Below are 26,333 nucleotides of genomic sequence, written 5' to 3' on the forward strand. Positions count from 1 at the left end.
TTATTTATCGGTATTATTTGCTTATCTGTAAAATATTGAACGTTTTGGTGTATTTAAACTCCAGCACTTTTTCATCACCTATTGTAAAATCGGTTATATCCTTGCCATCAATAGTTATGGTTGCTGGTACAAACGGCAGGCCGATCACCCTGAAATGATAGCCATCATAACGTGGTGTGTAAAGCCCTTCCATGCTTTGGTTAAGCGTTAACGAGCTTTCGTCGCCATTCACCACAAACTTTTTCTCGGAATAAATATCCTGCTCGTAAGCGAACGATTCGCCGTGATCTTCAAAGAAGAACGAGTTGGCTTCGTAATCGCTGTAATACACATTCAGTTTTACTTCCTCAACAGGTTTTTCGCCTACATACTGCATTACCGGGTATTCAGGTATCACCGAACCTGCCTTAACAAATATCGGAATGGTTTCGAGCGGTGTAGGCACTTCTACCTCTTCGCCGCCGGTCTCAACCTCATTTGTCCAGAAGTTGTACCATTTGCCTTTAGGCAGATACACCTTGCGGCTTTTTTGGCCGGGCTCCAACACCGGGCAAACCAGTATCTTGTCGCCATAGGTAAATTCATCCTGGCGGAAGTGGTTCTTCAACACATCCTGCTCCTGCATTACTACCGGGCGCAGTATAGGGAAACCATAACGGTGATGCTCCCAGAATGCCGAGTACATGTACGGCAACAGGCGGTACCTCAGTTCAATAAAGTTACGGTTGATGGCCGTAAACGGCTCGCCGAAGCTCCAGGGCTCGCGCTCCTTGGTGTCACCGGCGGAGTGCGCGCGCATAAACGGCGAGAATGAACCTAATTGAATCCAGCGGGTAAATAGCTCGCCATCGGGTTCGCCACTGAAGCCGCCAATATCAGTACCGCAAAACGGTATACCCGACATAGACAGGCGCTGGCACTGTATGTTACCTAAACGCAAATGTTCCCACGAGGCTACGTTATCACCCGTCCATACCGAAGCGTAGCGTTGCAAGCCCGAATAGCCCGCGCGGGTGATGGTAAATGGTCGTTTGTTCTTTAATATTTTGCGCATCCCCTCGTAAGTAGCGCGCACCATTTGCATACCGTACACGTTGTGCGCCTTACGGTGCGAACCGCGGTAGCCATCATAATCGTGCCTTACATCGGCAGGGAAGGTGCCTGAGCCAAATACGGCAGGCTCGTTCATATCATTCCAAACACCGGCAACGCCATAGTCGATCAGTTCGTCAAACAAACCGCCCCACCACTCGCGCACTTCGGGGTTGGTAAAATCCGGAAACTGGCAGCGGCCCGGCCACACGTGGCCTTCCATATAATAATCATCGCTGCGGCGACAAAAATATTTCTTCTCCTTACCCTCTTTAAATACCGGGTAGTTATCATCCACACGGATACCCGGATCAACAATAACCACCGTTTTAAAGCCCATTTCGGCGGCGTCGGCAATCATCTTCTTCGGGTCAGGGAAATAACGGCGGTTCCAGGTAAAGCAGCGGTAACCATCCATATAATCTATATCCAGGTAAATGGCATCGCACGGTATCTTATTCTCACGAAAACCTTTGGCCACCGCACGGAATTTGGCTTCGGGATAATAGCTCCAGCGGCATTGGTGGTAGCCCAGCGCCCATAGTGGCGGCATGGGGTGCGTACCAGTAAGCAGGTGGTAACTTTTTACCACGTCCATCATGTGCGGACCATGAATGTAGTAGTATTGCATTTCGCCGCCATCAGCCCAGAAACTGGTTTTGGTTCTGTCTTCGCCGCCGAAGTCGAAATGCGCTTTAAAAGTATTGTCAAAGAAGATACCATGGGCAATACCCTCATTTACACTGATGTAAAACGGAATGCTGCGGTAAAGCGGATCTTGGTTCCAGGCGAACGAATAGGCATCGGTATTCCAGTTCACCAGGCGCTTACCACGCAGATTAAGTTCGGTTGGCTTATCTCCAAGACCGAAGAAGTTTTCGTCGGGATGGCATTCTTTAGTTGAAAACACATAGTAACCACCAAACTGGGTGTTCTCCTCCCAGTGCATGGCTTTGGCATCGCTGCTGGTAATTACGTTATTTTGATCAGAGAAGGATATAAAGAAATCGGATTTACGGATGTGGCAGTTTACTTTAGCGGTTGATACCCTAAACTCCTTATCATCCTCGGTGAACTGCACCGGAATATTTTTAGGTTTGAGCTTAGGTACCGCGTATGAAAAATCCTCGAGGAAAACGCCGTGCGGAGCCAGCCTTACACGCATGATCTCCTCGTTTACTACGATCAGCTCCACCTTGGCATCACCATCGGTAAAGTAATATTTGCTGCCCGAGCCAACGCCGTGTGTAGGTACACCCAGGTATTTTTTGGTTATCGGCTTAATACCATCGGCCGGGTTATTCAGGTGCCTAAACCCTTCTTCCTCTTCAACAAACTCGTTGAGTAACTCTTTTGGGTTAAGTATATTATCTTCCATTTAAAATAATCAGTAAGTGCTACAAAAATGCGCATTGCGTAACTTAAACGCAATATAAGGTTTTCAACCGTTACCCGGACATTTTTTAAACAAGGCAATTTGATTTTTTTGAGCTGCGTTAACAGGAGTTTAAGCTGGTGTTAGCCTTATGTATTGCAAAAGCAACGAAGTCTTAGAATGACAGCAAAAATCCATTTGTAGCCGCAATTTTTAGTTGCATACCGTTATAGATATTATCCGTTTCAAACGTTTTTTCTAAAAGCAGATCAACGAATTTCACCCTATCCGTAATCCCAAGCTTTTCTGCCAGGTCATCAGGCAATTTTACGTTTATATCTATTGCATGGCGGTTAAAGTTTACTACTACCAGCACCCGCGCGTTGGTGGTATAGCGCAGGTAAATATATAGCCGGTTATTAAAGCCCGGCTGATGCTCATTGGCCATCATCAGCTCATAAAATTCTCCCTCTCGTAAGGCTTCGTTATTGCGTACGGCATTAAGCAATTTGCTATAAAATTCGCGTAACCGCACCTGACTTTCATGTAATTGCGCGCCATTGTAAGCGTGGTTGTTCATCCATTTTTGATGCTCAGGCATGCCCCAGTAATCAAATATAGTGGTGCGGCCATCGTCGCCGCTAAAACCTGACGCGCCATGCGCAGGCTCGCCTACCTCCTGCCCGAAGTAGATCATCACCGGGCCGGTGGAAAGCGTAGCACTAACGATCATGCCCGGTAGGGCCAGCCAGGCATCGCCCGCAAATGGCGCCGAGGCTATACGCTCTTCATCATGGTTTTCCATAAAGCGCAGCATCCGCTCGTCAAACCCGCGGGTTTGATGGTTCCATACGGCGTTAATGTCCCAAGTGCTCGCGTTCCACTCGTTGCGGGTCAGGCGTTTTACAGCATCGTATAAACCCACCTTATCATACAGGTAATCAAACCTGCCATTATACAGATAATTATAATATTCGTTGGGATTGTAGGCTTCGCCGATAAAGATCACCTCCGGGTAACGCTGCTTCATTTCGGCTATCAGCCAGCCCCAAAACTCAAAGGGAACGTACTCCACCATATCGCAACGGAAACTATCTATCCCCTTATCAGCCCAGTACGACAGGATGTGCAGCATTTTATGCCACAGCGGCGGCACCGGGTTAAAATGGGTTTGGTATCCGGATACATAATCAACCCCATAATTCAGCTTAATGGTTTCAAACCAGTTGTTGATTGACGGGTATGCGTTAAATACGTTGTCGCCGGTGGCCTTGGCGGGGTTCTCTTCAAACCGCCCGTCCTTTAGCTCACTTGCAAACTCATCGCCACCAGGGTTATAACCTGCCGGTATTACCAGCGGCTGGCCGGGTATATAATAAAAATCGTTAGTGGCCGAAAAGGCTACCGTGTTGTCATCATCCTCACCAAAATCGCGAACGCCTGCCGGTTTCATGTCCGAATGGTAAGTACGCGCTACGTGGTTGGGCACAAAATCCATAATCACTTTTAAACCGGCAGCGTGACTTCGGATTATCAGCGCCTTAAACTCCTGCACACGATTAGGCACGTCAACCGCCAGGTCAGGGTCAATGTCATAATAATCCTTAATGGCGTATGGCGACCCTGCCCTACCCTTCACTACATCCGGATCATCGGGCGCTATACCATGGGCGGAGTAATCCGTCATGGTGGCATGTTCAATTACACCGGTGTACCAAACATGCGTAAAGCCCATCTTTTTGATCTCGCTCAGTGCCTTCTCATTAATATCGTTCAGCTTTCCGCAGCCATTCTCTTCTATCGAACCATAATATTTTCGGGTAGCGTTGGTGTTGCCGAACAGCCTCGGCAGTAGTTGATATATGGTGAGTTTGTGGTCGCTCATGTTTTTTAGATATAGAATTATCCTTTGCTAAGATATATTTTTTGAATGATTCGTACTGTTCTCTACCTTGAGATAAACCTCTCCATTCACTATTAACCACTCACTATTTCCTACCTTAGCCCCCCGTTTAATACCTTATGAAAAATATACGCCTGCTCATTGTATTTCTGCTGGTAGCCATTGCCGGTTGTAACCCTTTACCCGAGGATACTTACAAGGTGGTAAAGATAAAAGATGGTGACACTATTGAACTGTTAAGCCACGATCTGCAGAACATAACCGTGCGCTTAGCAGGCATCGATTGCCCTGAAAAAGCGCAGGCCTTCGGCACGGCGGCAAGGCAATACACCGCGCAATTATGCTTTGGGCAAAATGTTACGCTTAATGGCAGCGATAAGGACCGTTATGGCCGTACCGTGGCTTATGTAATATTGGCCGATGGACGTAACCTGAACCACGAACTGGTAAAAAATGGATATGCCTGGGAGTACAAAACCTACTCCAAAGACCCGGAACTGGCCCGGCTTGAACAATATGCCCGCCAAAACCGTTTAGGCTTATGGCAGGATGCAAACCCGGTTGAGCCCTGGAACTTCCGCCGTAACAAGTCAAAAAACAAGAATAAAAAACCGCGTAAAAAGCGGAGGCACAAACAAGAGGAAACAGTATCTTTAGTTAGCCTTTACAACATAACTGATGAAGTTTTTTAAAGCTTTACTTTCACTCGCCGTTACCGTTGCGCTGCTTTGGGCGCTGCAAACCAATTTTGGCAGCATACCTGCCATTGCACCTTTGCTTAACCCCGTAAGCGGCTTTTGGCAAAATGCCGAGAGCCGTACCGAAATTGAGAACGATGAGCTGCAACTGCCCGGCCTTACCGACGAGGTGACCATCAAATTTGATGAACGCCGCATACCGCACATCTTTGCCAAAAACAACCACGACCTGTATTATGCACAAGGCTACATTACCGCGCGCGACAGGCTGTGGCAAATGGATATTCAAACCCGCAGCGCTGCCGGACGATTGTCTGAAATTGTGGGCGATAAGGCACTGGAGCGCGACCGCACAGCCCGCCGCATGGGTATGGGCTACGGCGCTGAAAATACGCTGAAGTGCATTATGAAGGATAGCGTGATGAGCAAGGTGATCAATGCTTACACTGATGGCATTAACGCTTATATAGCCGGACTGGACGAAAAAGATTATCCGCTGGAGTTTAAGCTGATGGGCTACAAGCCTGAACCATGGAAGCCTATTAACTGCGCTTTTTTGTTAAAGCTGATGTCGCAAACGCTGGCGGGTGGGTCTGACCAGTTTGCCATGACCAATACCCTGCAGCTTTTCGGGGCAGATGTAATGCGGGAGCTGTTTCCGGACAGGCCAGTGCGCGATGAACCGATCATCCCGGCAGGCACCAAATGGAACTTTAAGCCGCTTACTGTCCCCCAACCCTCAAAAAGCTTTATAGCGCAGATGAACGCCGCCGCAAAACCGCAGCAAAAGGTAGAAGGCATTGGCAGTAATAACTGGGCCATCAGCGGCAGCAAATCAGCCAATGGCTACCCCATTCTGGCTAATGATCCGCATTTGAATTTAACCCTTCCGTCCATCTGGTATCAGGTGCAATTGAGCGCGCCGGGAGTAAATGTTTATGGTGTATCTCTACCTGGGGCGCCTTGCGTGGTTATCGGCTTTAACAACAAGGTAAGCTGGGGCGTAACCAACGTTGATGCCGCCGTGCTGGACTGGTATCAGATAAAATTCAAGGATGCCGCAAAGAACGATTACTGGTATAACAACCACTGGAACAAGGTAACCCGCCGTATTGAAGAAATTGCCGTGAAAGGTAAGCCTAACGTTTACGATACCGTTTTGTACACACACCATGGTCCGGTGGTTTACGAAACAGCGGCTAAAAAAAGCAAAAATGCGCCAGCATATATTCCCGTTGGTAATGCGTTAAGGTGGATAGCGCACGATGAGTCAGACGAGTTCAAGACCTTTTACCTGCTTAACCGTGCTACCAATTATGCCGACTACCGCAAGGCTTTGCAATACTATTCGGCACCGGCGCAGAACTTTATTTTTGCGGATGTAAATAAGGATATCGCCATCACCCCTAATGGTAAAATTCCGCGTAAATATTTTGAGCAAGGCAAATACATTATGGATGGCAGCGACCCGGGGAATGATTGGAATGGTTTTATACCTTACACCCACAATCCAACGGTAAAAAATCCGCCGAGAGGTTTTGTAAGTTCGGCTAACCAGTTCAGTACCGATAAAACTTATCCGTATTACATTAACTGGCAGTTTGCGGGTTATGAGCGCGGCAAGCGCATTAACGATCGCCTGGCGACTATGCAGCGCGCCACCGTGGATAGCCTGCGTGCTTTACAGTTAGATGAATACAGCATTGTAGCGCAGGACGTTTTAAGCACCATGCTTAACTACCTGGATACTACCAAACTCGATGAATCGCAGCTACAGGCTTATCAAATTGTAAAAAGCTGGGATAAACATTATGCCGTAAACTCGGTAGGGCCAAGTATTTTTGATGGATGGTGGCGAAAGTTTTACGCCATGACCTGGAACGATCAGTTTAACAGCAGCAAAATGCCGCTACGCATGCCCGACAGGGATGTTACCGAACAACTACTCATCAAACAACCTAAATCAAAATGGTTTGATAACCAGCGCACGCCGGCTATTGAAACTGCTGCTGATGTGGTTAACCGCGCGTTTATTGAAACGGTTGATAATTTGGTACGTGATCATGGCAAATCAGCCCAAAACTGGTTATGGGCCAAAGTAAAACCGTTTGAAGTGGCACACCTTGCAGGCCTGGATGGTTTTGGCTCGGGTAACTTCGCCACGCCGGGCACAGGACTAACCGTTAATGCTTTGGTTGACGGGCATGGCCCGTCATGGCGCATGGTGGTGCAATTAGGGCCGCAGGTAAAGGGCTACGGTATTATTCCGGGCGGGCAGTCGGGCAACCCGGGTAGTTTTTATTATGACGATATGCTGAGCACCTGGCAGGCGGGTAAGCTGGACGAACTGCTTTTCCTGACTGCACCACGCGAACCATCAAAACGCATAAAAGCTGAATTGAAGCTGACCGTTGATTAATTAAACCCTCGGCCGTATAATCACTCTAAATTAAAACCCCGGCGTGCTATTTGCGTTAGGGGTATAGCTATAATAAACACATGAAAAAATATATCATACTCGCGTTACTGATCACCGTACAGGCTTATGGCGCCTTTGCCCAAAAGGACGGCGATGCCAAAACTATTTTAAACGAACTGAGCAAGAAATACCGCTCCTACAGCTCTATAAAAACTGATTTTACACTAACGGTTGATAACAAGCAGGCAGGTATGCAAAACACTCAAACCGGTACGCTGATATCAAAAATACAGGGCAATAAATTCAGGGTGAGCCTGTACCAGCCTACAGGTAAAAAGCAGGTGATTGATCAGGAGATCATTAGTGATGGCAAAACCCAATGGACTTACATGGTTGATGAAAAAGAGGTACAAGTAAACGATGCCGGCCAGGGCGATGATGCCTTTAACCCTGCGCAGATATTTACCATTTACGAAAAAGGTTATAAATACATTTACAATGGCCTTCAAAAGCAGAACGGCAAAACATACCAGGTAATTGACCTGACCCCGGAAGCCGAAAAAGCGCAGTTTTTCAAAATCAGACTGATGATTGATAAGGTAAAAAAACAGATCTATAACGTACTGGTGTTTGACCGTAACGGCTCACGCTATAACTATACGCTAAAAACCACTACCCCTAATGCACCGGTAGCCGATGCTTACTTTAGCTTTGACGCAAAGAAACACCCGGGTGTTGAGGTGGTTGACCTGCGATAAAAGCAGACTATAAAAACTTTAAACGCATTATAATCAATAAATTATAATGCGTTTTTTTATATTTGCAGAACTTAAATCTTATGAATCCCCCTATTTCATAATGTGTAACATGCTATTGTTAACTATTGCTGAATTGTGAAATAATAATATCTAATTTACCATGAAAAAACCATTACTACTTTGTAGTGTACTGGCTTTACTCCTTTTTGCCTGTAAAAAGGGCAGTAAGGATACGCCCCCTCCAACTGATGAGAAAAAGTATGCTGTAACATTCAATGTTTCTGATTTCTCGCAAGACTATGGTCCGCTGGAATCTGCCAAACAAAAGAAAGGGCTTAAACTCAATGCTGACTCATCATCAACAGAAAGATTAGTTTACCAGCTTTTTAAAGAAGGCGGTACAGGCTTTATCGCCTATAAAAACCTGCTTAGAGGAGACGCTGGATTTGGAACATTCTCAGAACAACTTACACCCGGAAATTACATTGCAGCGTTTGTTGGCAGTTCAAAGTATCTTCAAAACAGCGGGGACAAAAAGACTTTTACATACCTTGGCCCATGGGGCGAAATATTTACTAAACGTGTATCTTTTACCGTATCGTCAGCACCTGTTAATACATCTGTTCAGCTTGACCGTGTTAATAACCAACTGGTTTTAAATATTGAAGATGCTATACCGGCAGATGTAAAAAAGATAGAATTTTCATACACCGATAATTTTGCGCTTAATGTAACGGCAAGTGGCAACGGCTTTACAAATGCAAATACCAGAACGGTAACGGTATACGTAACCTCGGCCGAAGTTGGTAAAACCAATTACAAAATCGCTGTAAACACTTGTTATAACGCGGCATCAACCGTAACCATTAGGTACTTTAAAAATGATCCCAATGTTCCTTATGGCATAAAAACGGTTCCGAATGTAATACGTAAAACCAACTACCGCACAACTGTATCGGGCAAGTTATTTACCCCGGGCAATGCCGGCTTTACTGTTGACCTTGATGATACCTGGGATGAACCTGTAAACGGTGAATTTTAACAATAAGCAGATGAAAAAGAATTTAATACTTTTAACTATTATAAGCTTAGCCTTTTTTGCGTGTAAAAAAGACAGGGCTACCACATCAGGCACTGATACTGATGGCAAAAAATACGCTGTAACCTTTGGCGTTAACGGGTTTGACCAGGTAACTGAACCAATAGGCACTAAAGCCGGTAAAAAAACATTGGCTGATACGTCAAATATCAGAAAGATTGCTTCGCTAAGCTACGTTCTGTATAACACAAATGGCAAAAAAATTAAAACCAAAAATTACAAAAATACTGAAGTAGAGTTTGGCTCTATAAGGGATAGTTTACCGCAAGGTAATTACATTGCGGTTATAATAGGTGGCGATTTTTTTATTAATGGTGATGTAGCAAATGCGGGTATTACTTTTTATAAAAAAATCTCTTTTACAGTTTCCAACAGCCCCTTTTCTCAATCGGTAACGCTTGAAAGGATGAATGCGGGGCTACAGGTAATTGTTGAAGATACTGTACCTGCCGGTGACTATCCCCGGTCATACAGAATATCGGTAAATGACTATAGTACCTTTTCGATATTTAATTATCAACCTTTGAGCACAACCTTCATAGCCAGATCATATTTAAAAGAAACATCACAGCGGGATACGATCGATATTGGCACTATTCCATCGATATTGAATACGGTTACTCCAATGACGGTGACCGTTGGAGCATACCGGAACAGCAACGGAACATCTGTTATCGCTTTAAAAACTATTGGCAATGTGATGTTCTATCGTAACAAAAAGACTATACTTCGTGGCAAACTTTTCAACAATGACACTACGGGCACCGGCAACGCAGGGTTTAAAATCTCTTTTAATAATACTGAACTCAATATAGACAGTACCAAATACGGTTTTTAACAAAATTGAATCTATAAAAAAAAGCGGTGCTCAAAAAGCGCCGCTTTTTTTGTGCTTGTTAAACCTTTTATGTTTAGCTTTATCAAAACCTTATAAACCAACCAATCTTGTATCATGAAAAACCTTTTCCTTTTTGCTGTATTAATTTGCTTAATCACAAATGCAGCCTTCGCACAAAGCAATACTCCATCAGCTAATTATAATTTCCATGACTTGTCAGTCCTGAAAATGCTGCCCAAGCAAAGCCGTGATAGTTTGATCCGCGCGATGCGTAAATCAAACAAGGAGCTCGCTAAACAAAAAACCGTGGATGTAAATGGCAAGTCGTCCGGAGGAAAGATAGCCAAATTAACAAAAGACTATTACGGCCAGATGTCGGCTATGATGATTCAGGTTTTGGAAAATCCGGATGATGCCACAACCAGGCTTAACGAACGCAAATTTGAACGCCTGCAATCAAAATTCGAATTTGAAATGGAGTTGTATACCGAGGAGCAAAATTACCTGCAGGAACGTAAACAGATCATAGACGACTTTAATAGCGAAGACTTTGAGGATGCCGAAGACCGCCGTGATGCGCGTAAGGACATGAAGGAAGAACTTAAAGACCTGGAAGAAGATTATAAGGACACTATAAAAGACTTAAAGGACGAACGTAAAGACCAACTGGAAAAAGAAGCCGAGCGGGATAGCGAAGACGTTTAATATTAAATGTCTGCCTGTTGAATTGCTTTTAACACGCGGTTAAGCCGATCATCAACCGTAGTATCACCGGTAATGCGCAGCACAGGGCAATTAAGCGATTGAAGCCAGCTTAGCTGATTTTGCAGGGTACGGCTGCTGGGTGCGGTATTATCATCGTACCCGGCAGCCCAGTTCATAAAATCAACAAACTGGCGGTTGCGGGTGGCATCGCTAAAAATAATATCTCCATACCGCTCATGCTCACGTTTTTTAAGGCGTGCCATGCGTAATTGCGGTGGTAACTGTAAAAACACCACCATATCAAAATTAACATGCTCCAAAACGCCCCAGTTCATCACAGGGCCGCCCAGTATCCAATTGCCATGGCTGCGCAAATCATGTAATAGCATTTGGTTACGATTGGCCGCCTGGCGCCTTATAGTAAAAGGCGATGCATGGCCTGCATTATCCCAATAATAATCATCGCTATCTATATAAGCATAACCGGTTGCATTGGCCAGTGCCCGGCCAAGCGTAGTTACACCGGCGCCCGAAGCTCCCATTATATTGATGCGCATATTGCTTTTATGTTTACCGATGCAAAATTGCAGTTTTATCATGCAAACGAAAACTTTTTCGCAAACATATGGTGCTTAACCTTTCTTTATTATTTTTGACAGAATACGTCATTTGCCATGCTAACGCTAACCACCCATACGCTCGAAAAACTGGAGCTGCTGCTCAAAAGCGGCGGTTACAGGGTGCGTTATGAAAAAGGCAACTTTAAAACCGGGGCCTGCTTGCTGCAAAACAGCAAAATGATTGTAGTAAACAAGTTCTCGAACCTGGAGAGCCGCATACAATCGTTGGTTGAACTGCTGCGCGAATTAGAGATTGACCATAAACAACTGGACGATAAGCAAATTGCTTTTTTACACCAGCTTAAACAAACCAACCTGCAACTGTGACCATTACTTTTTTAGGAACCGGAACTTCGCAGGGTGTACCTGTTATTGCCTGCCAGTGCGAGGTATGTAAATCGCATGATCCGCATGATAAGCGCCTGCGCAGCTCTATATTGATTGAAACCGAGGGCAAAACTATTGTAATTGATTCGGGGCCCGACTTTCGTTACCAGATGCTGCGTGCCGATGTACAACACCTGGATGCTATTATTTTTACGCACGAACATAAGGATCACGTGGCTGGTATGGATGACGTACGAGCATTCAATTATCTGCAGCAAACCCCTACTGACGTATACGCCATCGAAAGGGTGCAGCAGGCGTTAAAGCGTGAATTCATTTATATATTTGATAATGCAGGCTATCCCGGCATACCGCAAATAAATCTGCATACAATTAATAAAGACGAGCAATTTCATATTGGCAGCCTTGCAATAACCCCAATCGAAGTATTGCATTATAAATTACCCGTACTGGGTTTCCGCATCGGCGATTTCACTTATATCACCGACGCTAAAACCATCGCCCCCCAAGAAGTGGAAAAAATAAAAGGCACCAAAACACTGGTAATAAACGCGCTTCAAAAGCAAACCCATATATCGCACTTTACTTTTGATGAGGCTATCGCTTTTGCCCAAACCATTGGCGCGGAGAAAACCTATTTCACCCACATCAGCCACCGCTTGGGCAAACATCACATTATATCGCAGGAATTGCCGGACGGTATTGAGCTGGCTTATGATTCCCTGCAGCTACACTTGTAACCGCCTTATTTTTTTAAGGCGTAAATTCTACCTGCTTTACTAAGTAAGCTTTACCAAAGTTTGCAGGATCATGCACAACAGTTGCCTTTATTGATTTCCATTTAGGTAATTGCCCGTTATTTCGCACTTCCTCAACGTTTGTCCATATCTTCTCGAGTTCAGCTTCAATGTTATTATCGGCATAAGTAAACTGTAACTTATCCCGCACAAAGTAATAGTTACTACCTGTTTTATTTAGCCTGATAACCGGCCCGCCAGGAACATAAGATACAATCATCGGTATGGTGAAAGCTTCATCACCATTGTATTGCTCCTTGCTTTCTATCTTAACAAAATCATACCAGTAAGCCGGGCCATCAGCCGGTGGATTTTCCTCGTAATGGAACCTCGCTTTTACCTTGTAATTGTATCCGGGTTCGCGAGCATCAAATCCAGACAACGATGCCTCAGCAGATTTACTGTTGCTGGCCAGCAATAAAACATCCTGATCGGCACCGTAACGATGGTCAACCAGCAAGTCAACTTCTTGGCCGTTCTTCAGCTTTAGCGGGCCATAGGTAGCCTCTTTTTTGCATGAAAACAGGGTTGCCGCAATAAAGATTAGTAAAAGCTTTTTCATAGAGGATAATGGTATTGGTTATATATTACAATACGGCTTAATAACAATAAGCGCTACAACCATCCGTATAAAAAGCGTTAAAAACAACAAAGCCGGCTTTTGGCCGGCTTTGTATTATAAAAGGGTACGGCAATTATAATTTGCCTAACTCTTGTACAAGGTCAATCAATTTGTTTGAGTAACCCCACTCGTTATCGTACCAAGAAACTACTTTAACAAAGTTGTCGCTCAGGGCGATACCGGCTTTAGCATCAAATATTGAAGTACGTGCATCACCTTTAAAATCTTCTGATACTACTTCATCTTCAGTATAACCAAGGATGCCTTTTAATTCACCCTCTGAGGCTTCTTTCATAGCAGCTTTGATAGCTTCGTATGAAGTAGCTGTTTTCAGGCGAACTGTTAAGTCAACTACTGATACGTCGGCAACCGGAACACGGAATGACATACCGGTCAGCTTACCTTTCAACTCAGGTAATACTAAACCTACTGCTTTAGCAGCGCCTGTTGATGAAGGAATGATGTTTTGGTAAGCACCACGGCCACCTCTCCAGTCTTTAGCAGACGGACCATCAACAGTTTTTTGAGTAGCAGTTACCGCGTGGATAGTACTCATCAAACCTTCTTCAATACCAAATTTATCATTCAGTACTTTAGCAATAGGCGCTAAACAGTTGGTAGTACATGATGCGTTTGATACAATGTGCTGATCAGCTTTCAGTTGTTTGTGGTTTACACCCATTACAAATGTAGGGGTATCATCTTTAGCCGGCGCGCTCATTACTACTTTTTTAGCACCTGCGTCAATGTGTTTTTGAGCTGTCTCCTGGGTTAAGAATAAACCGGTTGACTCGATGATAACTTCTGCACCAACATCACCCCATTTAAGGTTAGCCGGATCTTTCTCAGCAGTTACACGGATGGTTTTGCCGTTAACAACCAGGTTACCACCTTCAACAGCTATAGTACCATTGAATTTACCGTGAGTTGAATCGTATTTAAGCATGTAAGCCATGTAATCAGGCTCAACAAGGTCATTGATACCTACAACTTCGATGTCCGGGCGTTCAACAGCAGCTCTGAAAGCAAGGCGACCAATACGGCCGAAACCATTAATTCCTATTTTCATATTGTTTAATTTTTGTTTGCGTAATACGTTAATAAATTATTTATAGGTGACCTGACAATGCTGCTTACGCTAATACCGGCATTGGCAGTTATAGGTTGCAAAATATCCTGAAAGTGCATAGCTACCGAGCCCGAAAAATGCACCGGGGCATCGGGGTATTGCGTGTGTAGCGGTATCAGGTAAGTATTCACTAATTTTTCAAAACCTGTAGTAAGCAGTTTGTTGATGTACTGATCTTCCTTATTATCAATAAAGAAGTCATTAAATGAGCTCAAAAACAGTGCCGTTTGCTTTTGGCGGTACACTTTGTCCAAAATGGCATTACGGTCGTAATTATACTTTTTACTAAACCTGGCGCAAAGGTTATCCGGCAGTGCCTTGCTTATAAATGCTTTTAGCAGCTGCCTGCCCAGCCAATTGGCTGATCCTTCGTCGGCAAGCGCATAACCGAGGCCAAAATTGTTGTTCTTGATCTTGCGCCCGTCAAACCAGGCCGCGTTGGTACCGCTGCCGCAAACGCAAACTATGCCCGGCTCATTTTTACAGCCCGCCAGCGCAACTGCATCAATGTCATGCCCTACTGTTATTTTGGCAAATTTAAAAAAAGCAGTGAAAGCATTGCGAATTATTTCTTTCATCTCGGGCGATGATAGCCCGGGCCCGAAAAAATAAATCTTCCGGATCTCCTCAGCGTGATGAATGAGGTTTATATTTTTATTAAATATGTGGATGATGTGCTTCTCATCATTAAGATAGGGGTTTATACCGATCGTTTTAAACGATGCCACAGTACGCCCCTTATCGGCAAGGCGCCAGTGTGCATAATGCGATCCGCTATAAACAACTGCTATCATTAATTATATTGAGAGTATCTCCATCATCTGCATCAAATCCTCTTCCAGTTTAAATTCGTGCTGATTAAGCGCTTCCTCAAGTGATGTTAATACGATGTGGTTAGCCTGCAGGCCTACCATTTTTTGCGTTTGGCCGGCCACCATGGCGTTTACCGCGGCAAAACCTAAACGGCTACCCAAAATACGGTCGAAACTGCTTGGGCTGCCACCACGCTGTAAGTGGCCCAGTATAGTTACTTTGATATCGTAATTTTTAACTTCCTTCTCAACCGCCTTGGCAATATCATATACGCCACCGTGCTTATCGCCCTCGGCAACAATTACAATACTGGATGATTTTTTATTGTAATGGCCCGCTTTAAGGCTAACGATCAGCTCTTCGATAGCAGTCTCCTTTTCAGGCAGTAAGATAGCCTCGGCACCGCATGATATACCTGCACGCAGCGCTATAGCGCCCGAATCGCGGCCCATCACTTCGATAAAGAACAAACGGTCGTGCGCATCGGCAGTATCACGAATTTTGTCAATAGCCTCAATAACCGTGTTGGTAGCGGTATCAAAACCTAAAGTATAGGTTGAGCCATAAAGGTCGTTATCAATTGTACCAGGCACGCCAATTACCGCAATATCAGGGTATTTTCTCGAGAAACGCAGCGCTCCGGTAAAGGTACCATCGCCACCGATAACCACCAACCCGTCAATACCGCGGGCTTTTAAATTCTTATAGGCCAGCTCCATACCTTCATCGGTACGGAATGGCAGGCAACGCGCGGTTTTTAAGATGGTACCACCCAGGTTAAGTATGTTACTAACCGAGCGGTTGTTCATGTCGTACATGTTATTGTCAATAAGGCCCTGGTAACCCTGCCTTACGCCAACTACCTGTAATCCATTATATAACGCGGTTCTGACAACGGCCCTTATACAAGGGTTCATGCCCGGGGCGTCGCCGCCGGATGTCAGAACTGCTATCTTTGAAAGTTTTTGCATTGCGTTTATTTGGTTCGATATTACGGTACGAAGATAGTGTGTGCACTTTACACCATTAAATTTATTTTTATTTTTTTGTTTATTATTAACGCATATCTTTATCCTATTGTTATAAACTTATATTTTGGAAACAGTACTACCTAAATTCGACTCCGTATTCTCTATCGACTGTGTGATTTTTGGTTTCGAGGCCGGCGAGTTGAAGATATTGCTTATTGAGCGGAATGAGGAGCCTTTTAAAGACTGGTACGCCCTGCCCGGTAACTTTGTTGAGCAGAACGAGAGCATTGACGATGGCGCCAAACGTATTTTGTATGAGCTTACCGGCCTGCGCAACATGCCTATTAAACAGCTGCATACCTTTGGCGAGGTTAACCGCCACCCACAGGGCCGTGTAATTACTGTAGCCTACTTTGCCCTGATACGTATAAGTGGCCAAAAGGACCTTACCCCTGTTACCCAATATGCCCGTAAAGCATTCTGGATACCGGTTAACGAAATGCCAAAACTGGCTTTTGACCACACCGAAATTTTCCGTAGTGCATTCAGCAAGATCAGGAAACGGTTAAACTATCAGCCAATCGCATTTGACCTGCTGCCTGAAAAGTTTACTTTAACCCAACTGCAATCATTGTACGAGATCATCCTGAACAAAAAACTGGATAAGCGTAACTTCCGCAAAAAAATGCTTAGTTATGGCTTTTTAAAGGAGCTGAGCGAAAAACAAAAAGGTGTATCGTACCGCGCGGCCAAGCTGTATAAATTTGATCGCCGCAAATACAATAAAATATTCCAGAACGATTTGAATATGGATGCGCTACCTGCCGCCGCCGCATCAGAAGAAAAATAAATATTCGTTACAAAAAAAATCCCGCTCCATAATTGAAGCGGGATTTTTTATGCTTAAGCACCTGTTATAATTGGCTTGGAGCCAGTTCAAGGTGATATTTTACCAGGTCATCTATAGGTGAGCGGATGATCTTACCTACCGTCATGCCATTTTCGGCTACTACCTCTTCTAACACGTTACGGAAGTTATAACCTACCGAACCAATACAATTGAAGGTATATTTTTGATAGTCGGGATATTGCGTTACTACGTTCTTAAAGAAATCAACAAATGACGAACGTACCAGGTTACGAGAGTACTCGATATGCACGTTATTATCGTACACAAACTTGCTGAAGCTCGCGCAAAAACGGTTAGCCAGCGGTTTGGTGTACACCTGCTCATTCACGTCATCAGGTGTAAGTTTAAAGGTTTCCCAAAAAAGCTTACGCACAGCCTCAGGCATATAACCACGTAGGTAATCAACCAGCAGCTTTTTGCCGATGTGGCAACCACTGCCTTCGTCGCCTAAAATATACGCGCCTGAGTCGATATTCTGGATAATGTTCTTACCGTCGTAAGTACAGGTATTCATACCTGTGCCTAAAATAGCGGCAAAACCTTCGGTATGGCCAAGCAACGCACGTGCAGCAGCCAGCAAATCATGACCGATGTTTACTTTGGCTGATGTAAATACAACCTGCATCGACTCTTTTATCTGGTTACGCTTCTCCTCTGTTGAACAGCCTGCACCATAGTAGTTAACCTCGGTGATTTTGTCGATCTCCAGGTCGGTAGGCAGGTTTTCGCGCAGCGAGTTGATCACGTATTCCTTGCTTACGAAGTAAGGGTTATAACCTTCGGTATTAAAATATACTTTTTTGCCTTCCTCATTTACCAGGCACCAGTTAGTTTTAGTTGAGCCGCCATCGGCAATAATGATCATAAGTGTTTTTTATTGATTAGAAATTGCGGTAAATGTATAATTAACTTATTGTAAAACGAACACTTTGACCACCAAAAAAAGCTTTTTTTGATTTAAAATTAGAAAACAGCTTGAAAAAGCGCTATAAGTAAAACGTTTTAAACAAATAATATTATACTTAAAACTTCAAATATAACGTTTATATAACCAACTCGCAACACAACAAGCAGCTTGGCTTGCAGGGCTTTATAACCACTTGATAAAAAGCTTAAAATTTGCTATTTTTAAACCTATTGAAAGCCTGATTGTTTAATAAATAAAACCTTTATAAAATGAAAAAGTTACTGTTTATGCTACTGTTTACCAGCGCAGTAGCCTTTACTACATACGCACAAAAACTACCGGCGTTAGACAGGTACGACCTGGAAACCGAAGAAGGTGCCATCGACGCCGATTCGATAGCCCTGCCTGTAGCCGATTACCTGTTTAAAGTACCTGCTATTAAGGACGACCCCACCCGTTTGCGCGCCATGAGCTTTTTGAACAAGTGGATGGAAGAAACGCCCAGCTTTGAGTTTATATTGGATGAAGACATTATGGCCAATTTTGAGGATGATAAGGATTTAACCGACCTGTACATGGCCGCGCTTACCAAATATCAGCTTCAAAACCCGGATATCGAGGATGACCGAAAGATATCGATCGGAGCGCTGAAAATATTGCTGGACTATGCTGATAATGACGACAATTACGTGTTGCTTCGCGATGATATGAACCGGCTGATGTCCGCCTATAAAGATGGCCGGCTGGAACAGGCCTTGTAATATTTAAACAGAACAATAAAGGGAAGCGAAATGCTTCCCTTTATTGTTTACAAGCCTACGGGCTGTGTTTTTATCATTTGCTTAAGTTCATCTTCATTCGTCAAATCGAGCCGTAATGGGGTGATGGATACCAGCCCGTTATCAACCGCCCAACGGTCTGTACCCTCATCGGCAGGTTCAAGCGGTGTTACGGTAAACCAATAATGCTTGCGGCCTAATGGATCGGTACCGGGTATAACAGTACCATCATACAAACGAACTGATTGCCTTGTCCAGGTTATATCAGTTGGATGCTCCGGGAAATTCACGTTGTATAAAGCAAGCTTATCGTCTTGCAGTAACGAGCCCAAAACCTTTTCGACAAAAGGTTCAAGCGCTTTAAAATCGGGTTCAGTTTTGCCAACCGGCGTGCTTAGCGCAATGCCTTTTATACCGAATAATACCGCCTGTTTTGCTGCTGCCAGCGTGCCGGAGTGCCACATGGAGTTACCCAAATTTGGCCCCATATTAATACCTGACAGTACCACATCTGTTTTTGACCAAAGGTGTGTGCCTAAAGCCACACAATCTGCCGGGGTACCGTTAACCCGGTAAGCTTCAATACCCGGAAATTCTATCGGCGATTTCTTATAGCTCAACGGCCGTGAGTGCGTAACTGCATGGCCCATTGATGACTGCTCCACATCCGGAGCTACTACCCTTACCTCGCCAAACTTACTTGCTATTTGTGCCAGAGCCGCTATGCCCGGGCTATATATTCCATCATCATTGGTGATTAATATTCGCATAACATTTAACAGTTAGTTTATTATTTCAACCACAAAACAAAAGGTATGTTTTAATTGATTGTTACTTTAAACCACGTACAAATGCCGAAAGTTAAATTATTGCATAACCCCCGCGCGGGTGATAAAGCGCATTCAAAAGAAAACCTGTTAGCGCTTTTTGCTGATGAAGATTTTGAATGTGATTATTCATCTATTAAGGAAGACGGCTGGGAACAGATCACCAATGATACCGAGATGATTGCCATAGTGGGTGGCGACGGTACTGTACGTAAAGCGGCCAAAGCTATATTAAAAGAGGACGTGCAAGCACCGCACCTCATCGGCCTTTTACCCTTTGGCACGGCAAACAACATCGCGAAAACCTTAAAGATTGAAGGCGAAGTTCAGGATATCATCCACTCCTGGCATAACAAAAACAACGCGCCGTTTGACGTAACCTACGTTAGCGGACTGGCAGAGCGTGTGTTGTTTTTAGAAGGATTTGGCTACGGTATTTTCCCGCAACTGATGCGTGAAATGAAACTGGTGGACAAAACGAAACTCGACACCCCGGAGAAAGAAATAAAGAAAGCGCAGGAAGTGCTGCGCGATATTGTACTGAACTACGAAGGGCGCGAATGTATAATTACCACGGGCAACGAAACAATTAGCGGGTGTTACCTGCTGGTTGAGGTGATGAACATCTGCTCGATAGGCCCGAACCTGAAGCTTGCTCCGCAAGCCTCGCCGGGCGACGGTATGCTTGAGCTGGTGCTATTGCCTGAAAAACAGCGCCGCCAGTTTGCCGACTACCTGCAGCACCTTATTGATGGTAACGATTGCCCGGCCTTCACTTTTGAAACTTACACAGGCAATAGTTTTACTCTTACCTGGATGGGCACTGATCTGCATGCCGATGATGAGCTGATTGATTACACACAACCCGCAAAAGTTAAGCTTGAAGTGCAGCCGGGAAACCTGCAGTTTTTAGTACCGTAGGTTATGATACCTAAAAGTAGGTATGGCGTATCTCAAAATTGATTTATAGCTTTAGGTGCATGAAGCCTTAACCCTATCTGATAAATAAAAAAGCAGAAAAAGCCCGCTGAAAGCGCCGCTCCTTCTGCTTTTTTTATGTAGATATATTATTTTTTACGTGCCTGAAAATTCAGCTTGAGGTTTATACCACCGGCGCCAAATTTTATCTGTTGCGCGCCTAAACCGTCCAGCGGATATTTAACAAAAGGCTCAATAACCAAGCGGTTACTTTTACCCAGCGGATAACCTACACCGAAAGCTACGTTAAGCGTGCGGGCAAAATAAAAGTTACCGAAGCCCTGCTCTATTTTTTCGTTAACCACTCGGTTATCATCCCTGGTGATAGATGAATAGCTGTACCGGTAATTATAGCTCTGGTTGAGGAAAGTGCCCGAGCTAACACCTGCCGATATGTAAGTATCATTTTTATCCGGATCGAATTCGAACTTTAAATTCAGCGGAACATCTAAACCCACTAAACTGGCATTATAGTTCTGCAAGGCAGGCGGCGCTATCGAGGTATTAAAGCCTTTTTCATCAGCGGCTCTTAACGAATTGGCAACCATAGATGCATCTGCCGCTACTGCAGGCAGCTCGGCCGGGCTGCTTACATTATAATTAAATGAGTTTTGCGCGATAGAAACCCCTGTGGACAGCTTCAGGTTTTTTGATATCCTGAAATCAGACGATACACCAGCGCCTACATTCACCCGGTTATCGCTGCCCTTGGCGTAGTTAACATAAGTTGCAGCGTACACGCCAAAATTCACCAGTTTATCGTCTTTCTGATCCTGCTTTTTCTGCGTATTGTTTGCATAATCGCGGGCAAATAAGCGGTCTATCGGTTTTTGGTTAGCTTCGTCGGGCTGTTTAACAAACGGCGGTTTGACTACATCAGCCGTTGTAGCCGGTTTTTGGGCCGGAACGGTTGCTGAAGCATACTGCTCCACAGCCGCCTGCGAACGCGGAGTACTGATCACACTGTCTTTTTTCCCCCTATTAACAGTTGATTCCATGGGGCCATCGGCCACAAGGTTGTTTTCAGTAGCTCCGCGCTTATACGCAGTTACAGCTTGTTTATTGTTTATTGCCCGTTGGCTCATTGCCAATACCGGTTCGCCAGGTGTAAAACCACCGGCAATGTTAGTATTGTTGTTATTTTGATTGACCTTGCCGGTTGTGGTTTGTGGTACTTCGCTACCTTTTTTAACCGGCTCCGCCTCAATGCGCTCTGCCGTTTGGGGCTTACCGGTTTTAGGTTTAACCGGCTTGTTAAGCGCAATTGCGTCCGATTCATCGGCCTTATCAAACCGTAACCATAACCCTATACCTAAACACAGCAAAATAACCGCGGCGGCAGAGATCCACCACAACCTCGTAACGCCGCGCTTATTTGCAGGCGCCGGAAACTGCTGCCTCAGCAGCATCCAGCCTTCGTCAGCGCCGGCATCGTCATATTGATCGAATACCTCACTGATGCGCCTTTTTAAGTCGTCCTCAAACTCTTCTTTCATAAGTTTGGCTCCTCCTTACTTAAAATATTTCTCAGCTTCTCTTTTGCCCTGCTCAGGTATACTCGCGATGAGCTAACCGGTATATCTAACATCTTGCTGATTTCGTCATGGTTATAACCATCAATCTCATACAAATTAAAAATGGTGCTTTGTATCTCGGGCAATAGATTGAGCAGGTTCAATATGTCCTGCGCATTCATTTTACCTATCACCGTAGCACCCTGACCGATGGGCGGTGCCTCATCAATATCAGTATTGACCATAAATTTTAGGCCTTTGCGCCGTTGGTCAATTGCCGTGTTGACAACTACCGTGCGCAGCCAGGCCTTAAATGGCTTATCATCGTTATAAGTATGTATGGCGTTAAAAACTTTTATAAATGCGTCATTAACTACCTCCAACGCGTCATCTCGGTTAATGCTGTACCTCAAACTAACACCCATAGCATAGCCATAGAATTGCTTATACAGCAACTCCTGGTATTTCAGGCTGCCTTTTTTACATTGACTGATGAGCTCACTCTCAGCAATGCCTTTGGTTAGATGCATTAACTGTTTAGACGGATTATTTGTGTATTCCCTTTGGGGGAAGGTAAAGGTAATTAATGACACAATTAATCAGCTCTTAATTAGCCGTTTTGTTAAAATCATAAATCCAACGGGTAGTATCCGGGTTTGAACCACGTGCTACCTGAAATTTAGTGCCGCTGTAGTAATACGCGTAAGTACCAACCAAATGGCTTCTTTTTGATGTATCAGAGTACGTTTTGTCGGTAAACCTGATGTATGAGTAATCATAAGCGAAGTTACCATTGCTGTTAGCGTGAACTTTAACGCTGTCGGTACGCAAAGTGTAACCACTATCGGCTTTTAAACGCAGGGTTACCGGTATTTTCTTTGCAGTATCAAAACCGGTACCATTGGTTTTTCTTTTTAGGATGTAATATGAACCTTTAAAGTTACCTGTAAGTTCAGCTAACGGGGTTACATCATCATTGTTGTTTTTTAAACAACCAGTGCTTAATACGCCAATCAACAAGGCGCCTACGGCCATCACATTAGTCAGTTTTCTTTTCATTTTTCTTAAGCTTTTATACCATTACGGCAGCTTAAAGTAAAACGATACAAAGGGCCGAAAAAAACTTTACAACTTTTTCGCCTCGTTCCAAAAAACATCCATTTCGGCCAGGGTCATGTCATGCAGTTTCTTACCCTGCTCGTTGGCTTTGGTTTCGAGGTATTGAAAACGTTTGATGAATTTACGGTTGGTTTTTTCTAACGCGTCTTCAGGGTTAATATTGATGAACCGGGCGTAGTTGATTAATGAGAATAACAGGTCGCCAAATTCTCCCTCTGCTTTTTCATGGTCGAAGTCGCGGTGATCTTCCGGGTTAAACTCCTGCTTAAACTCACGCATTTCTTCTTCAACCTTTTCCCACACCTGGCTTTTATCTTCCCAGTCAAAACCCACGCCGCGGGCTTTCTCCTGTATGCGCGACGCCTTTACCAGCGCCGGTAAAGATGAGGGTACGCCCCCTAACACTGATTTATTGCCTTCTTTTAGTTTGATCTGCTCCCAGTTGCGCTTAACGGCGGCTTCATCCTCGGCTTCTATATCGCCATAAATATGCGGATGACGGTTAATCAGCTTATCGCTAATGCCGTTAAGTACGTCGGTAATATTAAAATCATTGGTTTCTGATGCGATGCGCGAATAAAAAACCAGGTGCAGCATAATATCCCCAAGTTCCTTTTTCACCTCCTGTAAATCGCCGCTTAATATGGCGTCCGAAAGTTCATAGGTTTCCTCAATGGTAAGGTGCCTGATGCTCTCGATGGTCTGCTTTTTATCCCACGGACAATTTTCGCGCAAATCATCCATAATTTTTAGCAGTCGTTCAAAAGCAACGGCCGGCGTAGCACCGGTAACAGGCGGATTTAAAGGCATAATGCTGTGTTTTGAGCAAAGGTAGAGGTTATTTCGGAGTTCGGAGTGGTAATAGCGGAATTGTTTTTATTTCGAATTTCGGATGTTCAATTTCGAATTTAAATTTTAGAGTTTAGGATTAATAAATTAGCGTTTAGGTTTTTAGATTTTCTCCTTCACCGCTCTCAGCATTTCCCTTTTACCCGGTGCTCCGGGCGCTTTTTCAACCTTTAAACCGAGGGCTTTAATGCTGCGTTTTAAATTACCGGTAATGGCGTAGGTAACAAATACGCCGCCTGGTTTTAAAAATTGCAGGGTATGGGCAATTGCGGTTTCATCCCACATTTCGGGTTGATGAATTGCGGCGAAGGCATCAAAGTAGATCACATCAAACTGCCTGGCCGATGTAAATTCCAGTAGCTTGGTATGCGCTATTCTGAGGTTACAATATTCATTCAATTGAGCTTCAGCTTTTAAGGCATTGGTGTAAGCGGCTGTAAACTGTTGCCATAATTGTGGCGAGCAATAGGCGTTATAGCCGGTTTGCTCAAGCATCTCCTGTGTAAGTGGATAAGCCTCAATGCCTGTGTAATTAAGTTGAATTTGCTGCGCAAAGCAGAAATCTGCACTGAGTAAAAAGTTCAACCCCGTACCAAAACCAACCTCAAGTATAGATACCTCTTTACCATCTCCGCCCGCCAAACAATACCGCAACCCGGAGTTCAGAAAAACATGCTGACTCTCCTGCAAAGCGCCATGTTTGGAGTGGTAATTCTCGCCCACGGCAGGGTTATAGATGGTTTTGGAACCATCGGCAGTGGTAACTATTTGAAGTTCTTGATTCATCGTTGAAAGATCATAGTAATTTCAGAGATGCCATGAACTATGAACCAGCTACCATTGCCTCTTTTATCCGCTCCCCGTAATCGAACACCGGTACATTAGTTACAACTGCCTCAATAATGCTGCTTGCCGCGGCCGAGCGGTAGCCCGCAGCGCAATGCACTACAATGGGTTTGCCGGTTGGTATCTCGTTTACACGTTCGCGCAACTCGGGTAAAGGGATAGCTACGGCGTTCGCAAACACTTTGCCTTTTGCGGTTTCGGCGGTGTTGCGCACATCTATTATGGTGTAGTTGTTTTGATTGGCCACCAAATCATCGGTAAAGTCCGCATCCTGTGCAAGTTCGCCGTTTAATTGAGTTGTGGCGGCTATGATATTTTTTTCGTACCCTATTTTAGCCGCTTTGGCAATGGCTTCGTTGATGCAATGTTCACTGGCGGCAATCAGATAAAATTGTTCGTCGGGGCCCACTATGGAGCCCAGCCACGTTTCAAATTTCTCGCCATCCTGTAAGTTGATGGCACCGGGTAAATGGCCTTGCTTAAAGTGTTCGGCCGGGCGGGTATCTATTATCAGTGCATCTTTTTGAGCGTTGATACTATCAACTATTTTAATGGCTTCAATACCCGGCTTAAATGCAGGTGCGCCGGTCTTGTTAGTTTCCACATCGTAACCAAAGTATTTAGGTACAAAGGGCTGATCGGCAATTAACAGCTTCACAAAATCATCTTCTTCCATGCGCTGCAAGGCATAATTTTCACGCACTTCGCGGCCGATGGTACTCTGCAAATCAGCACTCATATTTTTACCGCATAACGAGCCGGGACCGTGTGCCGGGTAAACGGTAACGTCCTTAGGCAGCGTCATCAATTTATGGCGCGTGGTATAGTACATCTGGCGTGCCAGCTCTTCCTTTTTAGCGGTGATGTTGCCTGCACTCTCGCGCAGATCAGGGCGGCCAACGTCGCCTACAAAAAGCGTATCGCCGGTAAATATTGCGGTATCTTTTCCGTTCTCATCCTCTACCAAAACACAAATAGAATCAGGCGAGTGCCCGGGGGTATTGATGGCCTTCAGTTTGATATCCGCCAGATCGATCACATCGCCATCATCAAAGGTTTGGTGCGGGTATTCGGCACCCGCATGTTTGCTGATGTACACGGTGGCCCCGGTAGTTTGGTGTATCTCCAAATGCGAGCTTACAAAGTCGGCATGCAGGTGGGTTTCTATTACTCCTACTATTTCGGCTTCATGCAGCGCGGCAAGGTCATAATACTGCTGCGGGTTGCGGGCAGGATCAATAACCACCATTTTACCGGCGCGAATAATGCCATACGAGGCGTGGGCCAGGCCCTTGTCATAAAATTGATTGATGAACATAGTCGGCGCAAAGATAGGTTTTGCCGTATAATAAAACATATTACTATCAATAGTACAATTAAGTTTTACAAAGCAATAGCGTAAAACAAAAAGCCCGGC

The 26,333-nt window shown here is 44.6% G+C and carries 26 protein-coding genes; 11 read left to right on the forward strand and 15 right to left on the reverse strand.

Features of this window, described 5'->3' with window-relative positions:
• Nucleotides 1–13: 13 nt before the first annotated feature.
• Both LT679_RS06570 and LT679_RS06575 read right to left on the reverse strand, forming a co-directional pair.
• Nucleotides 14–2,470, reverse strand: a complete 2,457-nt coding sequence (locus LT679_RS06570) for a glycoside hydrolase family 31 protein (RefSeq protein ID WP_232176660.1) — start codon at nt 2,468–2,470, stop codon at nt 14–16.
• Nucleotides 2,471–2,642: 172 nt separating this feature from the next.
• Complete coding sequence (locus LT679_RS06575) at nt 2,643–4,352, reverse strand: alpha-amylase family protein (protein ID WP_232176661.1); 1,710 nt, start codon at nt 4,350–4,352, stop codon at nt 2,643–2,645.
• Between the two features lie 137 nt (nt 4,353–4,489).
• Between LT679_RS06575 and LT679_RS06580 the strand changes: the two genes are divergently transcribed.
• The 6 genes from LT679_RS06580 (at nt 4,490) to LT679_RS06605 (ending at nt 10,887) form a co-directional block, all read left to right on the forward strand.
• Complete coding sequence (locus LT679_RS06580) at nt 4,490–5,062, forward strand: thermonuclease family protein (RefSeq protein ID WP_232176662.1); 573 nt, start codon at nt 4,490–4,492, stop codon at nt 5,060–5,062.
• Nucleotides 5,049–7,487, forward strand: coding sequence for a penicillin acylase family protein (locus LT679_RS06585; RefSeq protein WP_232176663.1), 2,439 nt, complete (start codon nt 5,049–5,051; stop codon nt 7,485–7,487). Before LT679_RS06580 ends, LT679_RS06585 begins: the two co-directional genes overlap by 14 nt.
• Before the next feature lie 80 nt (nt 7,488–7,567).
• A complete protein-coding gene (locus tag LT679_RS06590) occupies nt 7,568–8,245 on the forward strand; it encodes a LolA family protein (RefSeq protein WP_232176664.1) in 678 nt (225 codons plus the stop codon).
• Nucleotides 8,246–8,405: 160 nt separating this feature from the next.
• Entirely contained in the window at nt 8,406–9,287 is an 882-nt protein-coding gene (locus tag LT679_RS06595) for a hypothetical protein (RefSeq protein ID WP_232176665.1), read from the forward strand.
• 10 nt (nt 9,288–9,297) lie between these two features.
• A complete protein-coding gene (locus LT679_RS06600) occupies nt 9,298–10,182 on the forward strand; it encodes a hypothetical protein (RefSeq protein ID WP_232176666.1) in 885 nt (294 codons plus the stop codon).
• 114 nt (nt 10,183–10,296) lie between these two features.
• On the forward strand, nt 10,297–10,887 hold the full coding sequence (locus tag LT679_RS06605; RefSeq protein ID WP_232176667.1) for a hypothetical protein: 591 nt from the start codon (nt 10,297–10,299) through the stop codon (nt 10,885–10,887).
• A 2-nt stretch (nt 10,888–10,889) separates the two neighbouring features.
• Here the strand turns inward: LT679_RS06605 and LT679_RS06610 are convergent, their stop codons facing one another.
• Nucleotides 10,890–11,486: an AAA family ATPase gene (locus LT679_RS06610; protein WP_232176668.1), complete on the reverse strand. Its 597-nt coding sequence runs from the start codon at nt 11,484–11,486 to the stop codon at nt 10,890–10,892.
• 75 nt (nt 11,487–11,561) lie between these two features.
• Between LT679_RS06610 and LT679_RS06615 the strand changes: the two genes are divergently transcribed.
• Both LT679_RS06615 and LT679_RS06620 read left to right on the forward strand, forming a co-directional pair.
• Nucleotides 11,562–11,834, forward strand: a complete 273-nt coding sequence (locus LT679_RS06615) for a hypothetical protein (protein WP_232176669.1) — start codon at nt 11,562–11,564, stop codon at nt 11,832–11,834.
• The gene (locus LT679_RS06620) at nt 11,831–12,595 is read left to right on the forward strand and encodes an MBL fold metallo-hydrolase (RefSeq protein WP_232176670.1); all 765 of its coding nucleotides are present in this window, start codon (nt 11,831–11,833) and stop codon (nt 12,593–12,595) included. The genes LT679_RS06615 and LT679_RS06620 overlap by 4 nt, the downstream gene beginning before the upstream one ends.
• Before the next feature lie 13 nt (nt 12,596–12,608).
• Here LT679_RS06620 and LT679_RS06625 read toward each other — a convergent pair whose 3' ends face one another.
• The 4 genes from LT679_RS06625 to pfkA all read right to left on the reverse strand — a co-directional run bounded on the left by LT679_RS06625 (nt 12,609) and on the right by pfkA (nt 16,187).
• Nucleotides 12,609–13,214, reverse strand: coding sequence for a DUF4377 domain-containing protein (locus LT679_RS06625; protein WP_232176671.1), 606 nt, complete (start codon nt 13,212–13,214; stop codon nt 12,609–12,611).
• 133 nt (nt 13,215–13,347) lie between these two features.
• Nucleotides 13,348–14,343: a type I glyceraldehyde-3-phosphate dehydrogenase gene (gene gap, locus LT679_RS06630; protein ID WP_232176672.1), complete on the reverse strand. Its 996-nt coding sequence runs from the start codon at nt 14,341–14,343 to the stop codon at nt 13,348–13,350.
• 5 nt (nt 14,344–14,348) lie between these two features.
• The gene (locus LT679_RS06635) at nt 14,349–15,197 is read right to left on the reverse strand and encodes a hypothetical protein (protein ID WP_232176673.1); all 849 of its coding nucleotides are present in this window, start codon (nt 15,195–15,197) and stop codon (nt 14,349–14,351) included.
• A gap of 3 nt (nt 15,198–15,200) precedes the next feature.
• Nucleotides 15,201–16,187 carry a 6-phosphofructokinase gene (pfkA, locus tag LT679_RS06640; protein WP_232176674.1) on the reverse strand — a complete coding sequence of 329 codons (987 nt, stop codon included), beginning with the start codon at nt 16,185–16,187 and terminating at the stop codon, nt 15,201–15,203.
• Nucleotides 16,188–16,311: 124 nt separating this feature from the next.
• On the opposite strand from pfkA, the gene LT679_RS06645 reads away from it, so the two are divergent.
• Nucleotides 16,312–17,037 (forward strand): NUDIX hydrolase, encoded by a 726-nt coding sequence (locus LT679_RS06645; protein WP_232176675.1) that lies wholly within the window; start codon nt 16,312–16,314, stop codon nt 17,035–17,037.
• 64 nt (nt 17,038–17,101) lie between these two features.
• On the opposite strand, the gene LT679_RS06650 is transcribed toward LT679_RS06645, so the two are convergent.
• Nucleotides 17,102–17,962, reverse strand: a complete 861-nt coding sequence (locus LT679_RS06650) for an N-acetylglucosamine kinase (protein WP_232176676.1) — start codon at nt 17,960–17,962, stop codon at nt 17,102–17,104.
• Nucleotides 17,963–18,273: 311 nt separating this feature from the next.
• On the opposite strand from LT679_RS06650, the gene LT679_RS06655 reads away from it, so the two are divergent.
• On the forward strand, nt 18,274–18,765 hold the full coding sequence (locus LT679_RS06655) for a hypothetical protein (RefSeq protein ID WP_232176677.1): 492 nt from the start codon (nt 18,274–18,276) through the stop codon (nt 18,763–18,765).
• Between the two features lie 47 nt (nt 18,766–18,812).
• Here LT679_RS06655 and surE read toward each other — a convergent pair whose 3' ends face one another.
• Nucleotides 18,813–19,553 (reverse strand): 5'/3'-nucleotidase SurE, encoded by a 741-nt coding sequence (surE, locus tag LT679_RS06660; protein WP_232176678.1) that lies wholly within the window; start codon nt 19,551–19,553, stop codon nt 18,813–18,815.
• An 81-nt stretch (nt 19,554–19,634) separates the two neighbouring features.
• Between surE and LT679_RS06665 the strand changes: the two genes are divergently transcribed.
• Nucleotides 19,635–20,531: a diacylglycerol/lipid kinase family protein gene (locus LT679_RS06665; RefSeq protein WP_232176679.1), complete on the forward strand. Its 897-nt coding sequence runs from the start codon at nt 19,635–19,637 to the stop codon at nt 20,529–20,531.
• A 146-nt stretch (nt 20,532–20,677) separates the two neighbouring features.
• Here the strand turns inward: LT679_RS06665 and LT679_RS06670 are convergent, their stop codons facing one another.
• The 6 genes from LT679_RS06670 to LT679_RS06695 form a co-directional block, all read right to left on the reverse strand.
• Nucleotides 20,678–22,084 (reverse strand): hypothetical protein, encoded by a 1,407-nt coding sequence (locus LT679_RS06670; protein ID WP_232176680.1) that lies wholly within the window; start codon nt 22,082–22,084, stop codon nt 20,678–20,680.
• Nucleotides 22,081–22,632: an RNA polymerase sigma factor gene (locus tag LT679_RS06675; protein WP_232176681.1), complete on the reverse strand. Its 552-nt coding sequence runs from the start codon at nt 22,630–22,632 to the stop codon at nt 22,081–22,083. The genes LT679_RS06670 and LT679_RS06675 overlap by 4 nt, the downstream gene beginning before the upstream one ends.
• A gap of 76 nt (nt 22,633–22,708) precedes the next feature.
• Complete coding sequence (locus tag LT679_RS06680; RefSeq protein WP_232176682.1) at nt 22,709–23,161, reverse strand: hypothetical protein; 453 nt, start codon at nt 23,159–23,161, stop codon at nt 22,709–22,711.
• 66 nt (nt 23,162–23,227) lie between these two features.
• Nucleotides 23,228–24,031, reverse strand: coding sequence for a nucleoside triphosphate pyrophosphohydrolase (gene mazG / locus LT679_RS06685; RefSeq protein WP_232176683.1), 804 nt, complete (start codon nt 24,029–24,031; stop codon nt 23,228–23,230).
• Between the two features lie 141 nt (nt 24,032–24,172).
• Nucleotides 24,173–24,856: a tRNA (5-methylaminomethyl-2-thiouridine)(34)-methyltransferase MnmD gene (gene mnmD, locus LT679_RS06690; RefSeq protein WP_232176684.1), complete on the reverse strand. Its 684-nt coding sequence runs from the start codon at nt 24,854–24,856 to the stop codon at nt 24,173–24,175.
• Nucleotides 24,857–24,893: 37 nt separating this feature from the next.
• A complete protein-coding gene (locus LT679_RS06695) occupies nt 24,894–26,234 on the reverse strand; it encodes an MBL fold metallo-hydrolase (protein WP_232176685.1) in 1,341 nt (446 codons plus the stop codon).
• Between the last annotated feature and the right edge of the window lie 99 nt (nt 26,235–26,333).

It is taken from the genome of Mucilaginibacter roseus (assembly GCF_021215455.1).
GTDB lineage: Bacteria > Bacteroidota > Bacteroidia > Sphingobacteriales > Sphingobacteriaceae > Mucilaginibacter > Mucilaginibacter roseus.